The organism is Candidatus Woesearchaeota archaeon, assembly GCA_003695435.1.
Lineage (GTDB): Archaea > Nanobdellota > Nanobdellia > Woesearchaeales > UBA11576 > J101.
Window position 1 is genome coordinate 15,572 of sequence record RFJL01000003.1, and the last position, 11,481, is coordinate 27,052.

The 11,481-nt window shown below is 39.8% G+C and carries 10 protein-coding genes; 5 read left to right on the forward strand and 5 right to left on the reverse strand.

All coding sequences use genetic code 11. The features are described from left to right. Positions 1–36: 36 nt before the first annotated feature. Genes D6774_00195 through D6774_00205 form a run of 3 tightly spaced genes read right to left on the reverse strand, consistent with a single transcriptional unit; the run spans position 37 to position 1,379 of the window. Positions 37–837, reverse strand: coding sequence for a MinD/ParA family protein (locus D6774_00195; protein RME78738.1), 801 nt, complete (start codon positions 835–837; stop codon positions 37–39). After that, positions 827–1,174 (reverse strand): hypothetical protein, encoded by a 348-nt coding sequence (locus D6774_00200; protein ID RME78739.1) that lies wholly within the window; start codon positions 1,172–1,174, stop codon positions 827–829. The genes D6774_00195 and D6774_00200 overlap by 11 nt, the downstream gene beginning before the upstream one ends. A gap of 1 nt (position 1,175) precedes the next feature. Continuing rightward, the gene (locus tag D6774_00205) at positions 1,176–1,379 is read right to left on the reverse strand and encodes a hypothetical protein (GenBank protein ID RME78740.1); all 204 of its coding nucleotides are present in this window, start codon (positions 1,377–1,379) and stop codon (positions 1,176–1,178) included. A 204-nt stretch (positions 1,380–1,583) separates the two neighbouring features. On the opposite strand from D6774_00205, the gene D6774_00210 reads away from it, so the two are divergent. Both D6774_00210 and D6774_00215 read left to right on the forward strand, forming a co-directional pair. After that, a complete protein-coding gene (locus tag D6774_00210; GenBank protein ID RME78741.1) occupies positions 1,584–2,516 on the forward strand; it encodes an ABC transporter ATP-binding protein in 933 nt (310 codons plus the stop codon). Beyond that, positions 2,513–4,663, forward strand: a complete 2,151-nt coding sequence (locus tag D6774_00215) for a hypothetical protein (protein ID RME78742.1) — start codon at positions 2,513–2,515, stop codon at positions 4,661–4,663. Before D6774_00210 ends, D6774_00215 begins: the two co-directional genes overlap by 4 nt. A 44-nt stretch (positions 4,664–4,707) precedes the next feature. Here D6774_00215 and thrS read toward each other — a convergent pair whose 3' ends face one another. Beyond that, positions 4,708–6,597, reverse strand: a complete 1,890-nt coding sequence (gene thrS, locus D6774_00220) for a threonine--tRNA ligase (GenBank protein ID RME78743.1) — start codon at positions 6,595–6,597, stop codon at positions 4,708–4,710. A 53-nt stretch (positions 6,598–6,650) separates the two neighbouring features. Between thrS and D6774_00225 the strand changes: the two genes are divergently transcribed. Further along, positions 6,651–7,223 (forward strand): hypothetical protein, encoded by a 573-nt coding sequence (locus D6774_00225; GenBank protein RME78744.1) that lies wholly within the window; start codon positions 6,651–6,653, stop codon positions 7,221–7,223. Between the two features lie 62 nt (positions 7,224–7,285). Here the strand turns inward: D6774_00225 and D6774_00230 are convergent, their stop codons facing one another. After that, the gene (locus tag D6774_00230; GenBank protein RME78745.1) at positions 7,286–9,967 is read right to left on the reverse strand and encodes an ATP-dependent helicase; all 2,682 of its coding nucleotides are present in this window, start codon (positions 9,965–9,967) and stop codon (positions 7,286–7,288) included. A 100-nt stretch (positions 9,968–10,067) separates the two neighbouring features. Here D6774_00230 and D6774_00235 point away from each other — a divergent pair, with 100 nt between their 5' ends. Both D6774_00235 and D6774_00240 read left to right on the forward strand, forming a co-directional pair. After that, a complete protein-coding gene (locus D6774_00235) occupies positions 10,068–11,177 on the forward strand; it encodes a DUF1704 domain-containing protein (protein ID RME78746.1) in 1,110 nt (369 codons plus the stop codon). A 26-nt stretch (positions 11,178–11,203) separates the two neighbouring features. Next, a partial coding sequence (locus tag D6774_00240) for a hypothetical protein (GenBank protein ID RME78747.1) occupies positions 11,204–11,481 on the forward strand: 278 nt, incomplete at its 3' end.

An 11,481-nucleotide genomic window follows, 5' to 3' on the forward strand; every position in this document is an offset into this window, starting at 1 on the left:
CAATATGCTACTGCATTTTAGAAAGAAGATGTTGTCTTAAAGGTGTTCTAGCCCTTCTGGAAGTTCGGGTTGATCTTCAACATCAAGAGATTGTTTTGTTGTTTTTTTGAAAAAGGAAAATATGTTCTTTTGCACAGGTTCTTCTCCCATGAGTGTTGCTGCAAGGTTGCGATATGCTTTTGAGAGTTTTCTTCTTGGTTTGTGCAGTGCAAGGGGCACTTGTTTGGAGAGTGCTTCTAGTGACTTTACATCATGAGTTAATGTGCCAAGAACTTTTATTCCTGTTGTTGCCTCAATTTCTTGAGGTGAGATTTCAAACTTTTTACCAAGTGATTTGTTGATGATAATTCCTTTTATTTTCTTATTTTTTGATGCTTTGATGCTTGCAAGCGTGCAGGAAAGTGATGGGAAGTCTGGAGAGGTTACTAACACCAATTCATCTGCTGCAACAATTGAGCTGAGCATTTCTTCGTTCTGCGTTGGAGATGAGTCGAGAAGGATAACGTCGTAGTCGCTCTTGATTTTGTCTAGTCTATTTTTGAGTTTGTAGGGATTGATCTTTTTTGGTTGGAGTGATGAGGGAAGAATGTCAAAACCGAGTTTGTGATTGATAATAGCGTTTTTAATATCTACTTTGTCAAGAAGCACGTCGTGAAGTGAGTGAACAGGGTCGATAAGACCGAGGTGAAGTCCTAGATTCGGCGCTGAGTAATTAGCATCAACAGCAAGAACGCGTTTGTTATAGGTGTTAGATAGCACTGCTGCAAGGTTTGCAACCGTTGTTGTCTTTCCCACTCCTCCCTTAACTGCTATTATCCCTATCGTCTTAGTCACTATGCACCTCTTTTAATCTGCGCAAAACATATTCTTTTTGGGTGATTTGGTTTTCGCCTTTTTTTGCTTTTATATATTTTGCTCTTTGTTTTACTTGTTGTTCTGTTTTTTTTGCGATGTAGATAAGCGGATGTTTTTTTGAGTGTTCTTGAGGTCTTGCTCGTCGCTTGTGCTTTGTGCGTTTGTGTTGTGATTGATGTAGCGGGATCCAAGAAATGCGCTGATGGAAGAGGAGTGCTTGTAAGTCTTTGATGCGTTCACGCATCCTTCTTACAAACGCCTGGGTTGCAAGAATTCTTCTTGTGCGCTCGCCACGTGAGCGCAATTGTTTGATATCCACTTCACACCTCCGGTTTCCTTGTTTGACTTGTTTTTCGACTATTCTTTTGATCGGTTTTTTGATCTATTTCATCCCTCTTTTGTTCCATTTCTTGTTTCATGAAGAGTTCGATGCGTTTTGAGAGGGCAATTGCGTTTTCTTCACAGAATTTTTTGTACCTTTTGTAGACGTTGCGATCTATTGAGAGGGTTACCTTTTGCTTCACAACACCCCTTACATACACAGTTGTTTAAATATTTTTCTTTCAATACACATAAATAAACCTATTTATACTTCCATATACTTCTAAATACTCCTTTCGATTCACCGCCCCCAGAACAAGCTTAAACCCCAAAAATCAAAGGATACACAATTTCACTACTTCGAAATTGAGATAAATGTTTAAAAATGCAAAAAAAGCAGTCCTTTCATGCCCCTCATCACCATAGAAAATGTTTCTAAATCATTTGGCACGAAAAAAGTGTTCGAAAATATTTCATTGAGTATCGCGCAAAACCAAATATATGGAGTTATTGGTCTTACCGGAGCAGGTAAAACAACGCTCTTCCATTTACTCCTCGGTCAAGAGGATCCCAACACAGGAAACATTAAAATCAATGGAAAAGCAGTAAATTCATCAGAGGTTAAACGCATTGCGGGATACTCAACACAAGAGCCTAGCTTTTACCCTCAACTCACAGTGCTTGAAAACCTCGAATTCTTTGCAGCACTCTATGATCTTACTAAGAAGAAAACAAAGGAAAGGCTTGACGAAGTACTTTTGCTTACAGGTCTTGAAAAAGAAAAACACACCCTTGCTAAAAACCTCTCAGGAGGTATGCGCAAATGTCTTGACATTGCCTGCGCGCTTATTCACGATCCACAAATCATTGTGTTAGATGAGCCTACTGCGGACCTTGACCCTCTCATGAGAAAGCACATCTGGGCTATGCTCAAAGAAATCAAATCCCAAGGAAAAACCATCGTTCTTAGTTCACACTATTTAGATGAAATTGAACACCTTTGTGATGAAATTGCAATCATACACAACAAAAAGGTTCTACGTGAAGGAACACTTGATGAAATGAAACATATTTTTTCAGGGGAACGCCAAATCGTTTTACGAACCAAAACACAAGACTATCAAAAAATAAGAGATGCCTTCAAAAAAGAGCGTCTTGCAATCACCACAATTCGAGAGGAACAAGGAGACCTCATCATTACAACAAAAAAAACACAGCACCTCATAAGAAAAGCCTTGCACATCCTTGACAATCTTGATGAGGACTTAATTAGCTGTGATGTGCGTCCACCACATCTTCACGAAGTATTTGAACAACTCACAAAAGGGGTGGCTCAGTGAAACTCATCACCATCCTTAAAAAAAATCTTAAAATTATTTTAAGAAATCCCCTCTCAGCTCTTATCATTATACTTGGACCCCTTCTTTTAGTCACCCTTTTAGGATTCTCCTTCGGAGCACAAACTGACGTTTTACTAAAAGCGTCTGCATTTAGTACAGAGTACTCCCCTCTTGCTCAAGAAACCCTTGACACACTAAAAGCAACGGGGACACAAATCACAAAAGTGGATACCCTTGAGGAATGTATACGTTTAGTACAAACAGGAGAGAATCAACTGTGTATTGAATTTCCTCCGGGTTTTTCAACGCAAGGCAATACGCAACTCACCTTCCACGTTGACTCATCACAACTCAATCTTGTAGGCTATGTCCTTGACAACGTAAAGAGCGGTGTTGATGAAAAACGCGCTGCGATATCAACAACGTACTCAGCAGACATTCTTGATCGTCTAAGTTTTGCAAAGCAACAATTAGAACTTATCGATCGTGCAACAAAAACAGCTCAAGAACAAGCTACGAATGCATCTCAAGATATTTCCACAAGTACTTCACAGGTTGAGAGTATCAACATTGACTTTGGTATTAATTCAAGTGGAATTTCTGATGCAACTGAAAATGTGGTTAACGCCGATAGTACCTTTTACGATCTTTTCAATTCTGTTGAGACAAATCTCGCATCAGTTGAAAACGATTTAAACGACTTACAATCAGACATTGAAGATGCTATCGCGTCAGCACAAGGAACAGCAGTAGAATCAGAACTTGAAGCAATCAATGCGAGTATAGCAACCCTTCTTGAAGAAGTAAAAAACGCACGTAACGCCACAAGTTCAAACTATACCAATGCAAGCGTATACCTTGCGGATGCGCAGATCACGCTTTCTTCTCTCTCTTCCGCGTTGGAATCTCTTAATGAGCAGATTTCCGCAAGTATTTCTGCAAAGAGTACTGCAACAGAATCACTTACAAGAGCACAAGAAAGCGTGGATGCACTAAAAACGTCTCTTGATACGTTACGCTCTTCTGTTTCCCAAGCTCTTGAACGAATTGGAAGTATTGATTTGAGTGCAAGACAAATCAGTACACCTATTGAGACACGCATTCAAGCAATAAACAGTTCAAAGAATAACTTTGAGGGAATGTTCCCCACCCTTATTGTTCTTATTACCATGATTACCAGCATTCTTCTTGCAGCAACACTTACCTTTAGTGAGAAATCATCGCGAGCACATCTAAGAACACTTCTCACACCAACATCAGCATTCACACTCAATATGGGAACTTTTCTTACTGCAATGACATTAATTTTAGTTCAAAACGTCCTCTTTTTTGCTGTTTCAACTGCTCTTTTCAAAGTGGGACTTACACCTAACTTGTACTTAGTATTCCTAACCCTTATTGCGGTGAGCGCAGTGTTCATACTCATAGGTATGATACTGGGGTATCTCTTTAAAACTCAAGAAACAACGATGCTTGCAGCAGTTACGCTCTGCACTTTGTTTATGTTCTTCTCAAACACCTTTGTTCCGCTTGCAACCCTTCCAAAACTCGTACAGACCATAGCGAAGTATTCCCCATTTGTTATTTCTGAGAACATCATAAAGCAAGTTCTCGTGTTCAATCTAGATATTAGTGCAGTGTACACATCCATAGGAATTGTACTTGGTTATATCGCACTTTTCTACGGATTATTTACTCTTATCCAGCACAGCGCATCAAAAATGTCAAAAGTTCACTTTGCGCATGAGCATCTTGGATTTGCGGGGCGCATCAATCTTGCATCTAGACTTAAAAGAAAAAAGAAATCTCATGAAAAATCACCTACAACACAAGAAAACACAATTAACAAAAAAGCACCTTTAGAACAAACCGCCAAGGTGCAAGAAACCACTAAGGAAGTAACTACTACCAATCAACATGAAAACACAGCGTCTTCAAAACCCCTCCCTCCTGCTCCTAAGCCTACAAGTGTTGAAGACACCAATCTTCCCCCGGCACCCTCGCCAATCCCAGAACACGATCTTCCCAAACCTCTTTTCATTGATGAAGAGCCCTCACCAATCAACGAAGAGACAATAGACGAAGAAGAACCTGCAAACGATTTTGAAGCAAGGCTTGCGGAGATTAATAGGTTATTAGGAGAGTAAGTAAGCACGCTTACAAAAAAAAATGTAAAAGACACGTGCAAAAATTAGCGTCTCTGGGTGATTTCTTCTTCTAATTCTTTTGCAAATTGGAGAACATCTTTTTCTCCATGTACCACACCATCACGCGTACGTACAGTAACAGTATTGTTCTTCTCTTCTTGATCTCCAACAACGAGAATGTAAGGAATCTTTTTGAGTTGATTGTTGCGAATTTTTTTAGGAATGGAATTTGCAGAATCATCAATAGTGACGCGCACATCCCCTAGAATTTCTTTTGCTCTTCTTGCATACTCAATGTGTCTATCAGCAACTGTGCAGATCACTACTTGTTCAGGTGCAAGCCACGTAGGGAATTTTCCCGCATAGTGTTCAACGAGAATGCCAAAGAATCGTTCTAAAGAGCCAAAGATTGCTCTGTGAATCATAATAACTTGGTGTTTTTTACCATCTTCTCCTTCGTACGTTGCTTCAAAGCGTTGAGGAAGAACAAAGTCTAGCTGGATTGTTGCGCATTGCCAGCTTCGTTGCAATGCATCTTTAATGTGAAAGTCTATTTTAGGGCCGTAAAATGCACCATCACCTTCGTTAATGGAGTATTCAACACCAGCATCGTCAAGTGCTGCTTTGAGTTGGGATTCCGCATCTTCCCATACTGCTAAGTCTCCTGCAAAATCGTCAGGTCTTGTGGAGAGTTCAATAGTAAAATCAAAACCAAAAATGTTAACGTAAACATAATTGATGAATTCCATCATGTTCAGGATTTCTTCTTGAATTTGACTGCGTGTTATGAATATGTGTGCGTCATCTTGGCAGAGTTTTCTTACTCTCGTAAGTCCTCCCAGAGTTCCTGAAAGCTCGTTTCTGTGTAATGCTCCAAAATCTGCTAAGCGCAGGGGCAAATCTCTGTATGAGTGAACTTTTTGCTTGTAGATGAGTAAGTGTGATGGGCAATTCATGGGTTTAAGTGCAAAGGTTTGCCCTTCTGCATCAAAAGTAAACATATTCTCCTTGTAATGATCCCAGTGTCCAGAAATTTTCCACAACTCTGCGTTGAAAATATTGGGAGTGATAACTTCTTGATACCCTCTTTTTCGATATTGTTCACGCATAAAGTCTCGTAAAAGGTTGTAAACAATGGTGCCCTTCGGATGAAAAAACGCACATCCAGGACTTAGATCAGAAAAGGAGAACAAATCAAGTTCTTTTCCTAGTTTTCTGTGATCTCGTTTTACTGCTTCTTCAAGCAAGTGTAAGTAGTTTTTCAAATCTTCTTTTGTTGCAAATGCAACACCATAAATACGTTGAAGCTGTTTGTTGTTCGCATCTCCTCTCCAGTAAGCTCCTGCTATCTTGGTAAGTTTAAAGTGACCTAGATGCTTGGTATTTGGAACGTGTGGCCCTCTGCAAAGGTCAATAAACTCTCCTTGTTGATATGCGGATATAGTTTCTCCATCAGGGATCTCGTTGATAATTTCTTGTTTGTAAGGATTGTCGCGAAATAGTTCAAGAGCTTCTTTTTTTGTGAGTTCTCGTCTTGTTACCTCTAGTTTTCGCTTTGCAATCTCTTTCATTCGCTTCTCGATGCGTTGTAAATCGTCAGGAGTTAAGGGATCGTGATCAATGTCATAGTAGAATCCATTTTCAACAACAGGCCCGATGGTTATACGTGCTGAAGGGTATAGCTCCAGTACTGCCTGTGCGAGAAGATGTGCAGTGGAGTGGCGAATAACTTCAAGCCCTTCAGGAGAGTCTGCTCTTAGAAGAGTAAGTGCGCCATCTTGGTTGAGCGGAGTTGTAAGGTCAATGAGTTTATCATTAAACTTTGCTGCAACAACGGACCTGGCAAGTCCTTCTGAGATGTCTTTTGCAATCTCAAGAGGAGTTATTCCTTTTTTGTATTCTTTAACACTACCATCGGGAAGAGTTATTTTCATAAAACACAAGGGCAAAACAAGATTTATAAGGATTTCGTAGAGAGCCACTTAGTATGCAACAAAAACTGCAAGACCATCTGCGTGCGCTGTTTAGAGGACACAACGCACAGTATTCAACACCCAACCACTATCTGCGTAGTGTTGAGCATCTAAGTGTGGAGTTTTTCACGTTCAGAGAAGTTTATGCATTGCTTTTTGATGCGGATAATACTTTGTTTGAGCATGGAAAACCTCAAGCACCTCCTCCTTCTCTTGAGCGTATTGCAAGTGTTCTTCCTTGTGCAATACTCACAGACTCACATCATCGTTTTGATGAATATGAGAGTAAAACAGGTCTTAAAGTGGTTCGTACGCAACATCTTAAACCACTAGAGGGCGCTTTTCTTGATGGGTTTGAAGTGCTTAAACAAATGTACGAATCCTACCGGGGACGTAATGGCATTCCAGATGCGGATCTTCAAATTCATAATGTTGCGATGATTGGTGATATGGTTGCAAAGGATATTGTTGGTGCTAATAAAGTAGGGATGTATACTCTTAAAGTAAGACCTGTAAAATACCTCAGTGAGCCTCTTAGTGCGCATCTTGCAAGGTATCTTGGACGGGCTTCACGTCTCTTTTGCTAACAACTCGTCCACCTACTTAGCAAATAACAGCCAAATAACAACCCTTTTTACTCTAACACAGTTCAATCTGCCCATTTTGGACAGTACAGTTTGAATGGACACGTTCTGCAAGGAGTATCATCTTCAACGGGCAAGAAGTGTTGGTCTTTCTTGATTTCTTTTGCAAGTGTTTTCATGCGGTTGAAGACTTGTTTAATATTAAACGCGTATTGTCTTCCGATCTCATCAATTGCGGTGCCGTCATCTTTGAGAATAAACGAAGTGGGATGTTCGTGATTGAGTTCATCTACAATCAATCTGTGTATTTTTTTGTTGTTTTTGATAAGAGACATTGCATAAAGGCTTAATTGCCATTGTAATTTTTCGCCCGTTGTTTTTTGCTTTCCTGTTTTGTAATCTATGATAGTATATCCTTGTGGTGTTGCATCTATTCTATCAATAAATCCTGTGAATTTAATCCCGTCTTCGTCAAAGAGGAATGGTTTTTCTACCTGTTGCAAATATTCTAGCGTGTTTCGTCGTTTCCACACTTCGTACCATGCTTTAATGTCTTCGTAGGTGTACTGGGTTTCTTGTTCTTGATTTTGTTTTTCTATGGCTTCATCAACACTAAGATGTTTTCCTTCAAGTCTTGCTTTACTTATTTTCTCTATAACTCCATGAAAGAAAGATCCTCTTGCAGCGGATTCATTATAGAATGCAGGTTGCATGCGATAAATCTCTTGCAATTCAAACTTCTTAGGGCATGTTTTATACGTGAGAAGATTGGAAAATGAGAAATAAGGCATTTCGTGCTTTACAGCTTTAACCTGTTTGGTGTGTGTGGGTACTACGATATCAACTTCTTCAACCTGTAAATTCAAATCTTCTATGAATCTACTTGTAGAACCGGGACAGGTAATAATAAGCGAGTCCTTTGCACGTGTAATTGCAACATAGGCAAGCCTTCTTTCTTCTTCAAGTCTGATTTCTTTTTTTCTCTTCGCAAGATCCTTCTCATCAATACAATCTTTGTAAAAGGGATGTATGCTTGTTGGAATAAATGGTTCTCTTGTTGATTTCAGGTTTGGAAAACCCTCATTCCATCCAATAAGGTAGACATCTTGTGCTTCAAGCCCTTTTGCTGCGTGCATCGTGAGCAATTTTACAGCTCCAGGAGATTCGAGTTTCTGCTCTTTTAGATTTGCTCCAACTTTTTCTAAATTTTCCAGGTAAGACACAAATGATTTTACTCCTTTGTGTTCTATGTTGATGAAGTGTCGTGCAAGATCTTCGAAGCGTTTGATGTTGATAAGTGACTCTTCATGGTGCCCAACACCAATGAATTCAATTACTTGCTCTATAAGTTTAAGAAGATCTTTTTCTTCTCGAAGGATGTCAATTCGAGAAAGAAGAGATTGGAGTTCTTTTTGTTTTTCTTGATTTTTGAGAGGTAACGTTCTTAGGAAGTCTTCTAAGTCTTCTTTCTTGTTCTTTTTGAGAAGTATTGCGAGGTCTTCTTCTTCAAGGTTAAGATCTCCAAGAAGGACCCACCAACTCTGCTTGTGATGTTCTCCCTTGGCTATAACTTGAAGATATGCTATGATTTTTTTGATATCGTCACGTAGCAGAAGGTCTTTAGTTGAAACCGTGTTAAAAGGGATGTTTCTTCGTTTGAGCTCAGAAATAATCTCTTTTGCTTGCGCGTGGGATCTGTAAAGTATGAGTGTCTCGTTGAGAGGTGTGTTTGTTGATTCAATGTGGTTTGCTACAAATACTGCTTCTGCCTTTGCATCATTAAGTTTTACTATACGCACAGGTTTTCCTTCGCGTCCTTGTGCATTGAGAACCTCGAAGCACTCTCCTTGTGCGTAGTTGTGTTTGATAATATCATGCGCTACTCTAAGCACGGTGTTAGGAGAGCGCCAACTACGATCTAGGTGAAATACTTGAGGCGAATATTCTTTTTTGAACTCTTCTATGACGTCTCGTTTTGCTCCTCTAAAGGCATAGATTGATTGATTTTGGTCGCCAACTACAACTATGTTCTGGTGCGGGCAAAGACGTTTAAGAATTGCAAACTGTATTGCATTGGTGTCTTGAAATTCATCAACGATGATGTGCTCAAAATCAAAGTCTTTAAGATTTTCAAGTAGGCGTAGTTGTAGATCTCCATAGTCGAGGTAGTGTTTTTTTGCTTTTTCTTCTTCTACTTTTTCCCATGCGAGAAGAAAATCTTGTAATCGTGTTTTCTCGTTTGCCCTTTTAATTAGTTGCTTAATGGGTCTTGCTTCATCACGGTAATTTTTCGTCCTTGCATTTTCAAATTTGAGGTAGAGTGTTTGAAGTTCTATGCGTAATCGTTCAAGGTGCTCCTCATCAACATCATCATACGTTCTAAGAAGGTCTTCGTAGTCTTTACGTGTAACTCCTAAGTCCTTAGCGCGAGTGATTGTTTGAGCGTAGAGTTTTGCATCATAAGGCTCCCAGCCAAGATCTAAAAGAAGTAATGCTAAGTCATACTCCTCAATAATTGTGAAGTTTTCTTCTATCTGATCGGAACAAAAGCCGTGAAACGTGTAAACAGGAACCTCTTGATCTGTTTTTTCAAGTACCCTGCTTGCAATGTTCTTTGCTGCTTCATTGGTAAACGTAAGTGCAAGGATTTTCTTTGGATTGACACCTTGTTTGAGTAATGATGCAATATGCTCAACTATTTTTGTTGTTTTTCCTGTTCCTGCCCCTGCGAGAATGAGTTGAGCCATTTCTTGTGGAAAAATGAAGTGGTTTAAATGAGTTGCCTTACTGGTTGTCACTTCCCTTGACGACGTAACCCTTTTAAACTTCTTTTAAAGACTTTTTCTAATGGACAGATTCTCAAAGATTAAGAAAATTGACGCAGATCTTGCCACTATCAGTCTTCCTTTTCGCAATATCACGCCTCTTAACGTTGAAGAGGAACGTGAAAAGGTTGAAGAAGACCCTGATCACAACCCTGTGTTTAGTTATGCTGAGCCTCTTGGTTGTGATGAAGCGATTACTGCCTTGCAATCCATCGATAAGGATGATTCTGTTGTTGGAGGCTTGCTTGAAAAAAAGCGAGTTGAGTTGCTCAATCATGCGTTACGTCTTAAATTCTTAGGGACGAGAAAATTTCAGAAATTCAATGATCTTGTATATGGTCTGCCTTCTCAAGAAGTAATTGCACAGGCAGAAGAAGTTCTCTTGCCGTACAAAGACATCTCCCCTAGAACGATTCCATCAGCTCAAGTGATCTCACGCATACGTGCTGAGTTAAACCATTTTGGCATACGCAATTATCGTGTTGAGGAGCGTTCGCTTGGCGCATCAAGTGTTTCCGTTCTCGCATCTAAAAACACCGTATTTGTTGCGCGCAATCAATTTTTTTCAGAGAACTACGTTCGACGATTATTGATTCATGAAGTTGGAACGCACGTGCTTCGTGCAGAAAATGGCAAACAACAACCGTTAAACATTTTCACTTCTGGTTTTGGAGGGTATTTGGGGACAGAAGAAGGTCTTGCCGTATTTAATGAAAAGCGTTTTGACCTTCTAACTTTGAAAACCCTGGGAACGTACGCTGCTCGAGTTATTTGCACCGCACTTGCTCAGGAAACCTCCTTTCAATCAATCTACCACTATATGCTCAGGTTCTTTGATAAAAACACAGCATTTCAGCTTGCGATGCGCGCTAAAAGAGGGGTGAAATACACGAAAAAGAAGGGCGGGTCTACCAAGGATCACCTCTACTTCTCGGGTTTTCTTAGCGTGCAGGACTTTATTCACAAGGGTGGCACTATTCGCGACCTCTACGTAGGCAAAATAGGGGTAGAAGATGTGAATGCGATCAAAGGAATTCCTTGGCTTAAACAGGCAAGGTACTTACCGAAAAACCAGTTTTTCAAAGACCTTTTGAGTTTTAGTAACAAAGAAGAGACGAAGAAGAGTATTTAAAGAATTGATTGCCTTTTCATTCATTGATGAAGGACGATAGGAAAAAACAAAAAGAAATCAACATAACTCTCCCCTCAGGAGAAACAGTACATTCTCTTGAAGATCTTGTTGCAGCACTTCATCAAATAAGTGAGGATGAGTTTAACAAGTTCTGGGGCGCTTATCAAAAAAATGTTCCTGAAGCTGCTTTAGAATTGGTTGCTACTGTGATGAAAAATCCTGAACCTGCAAGAATCAGATCCCTTATAGAATCTATGCACCATGCAATAACAATAGACCCTGCATTTCAACTATGGGAACAAAC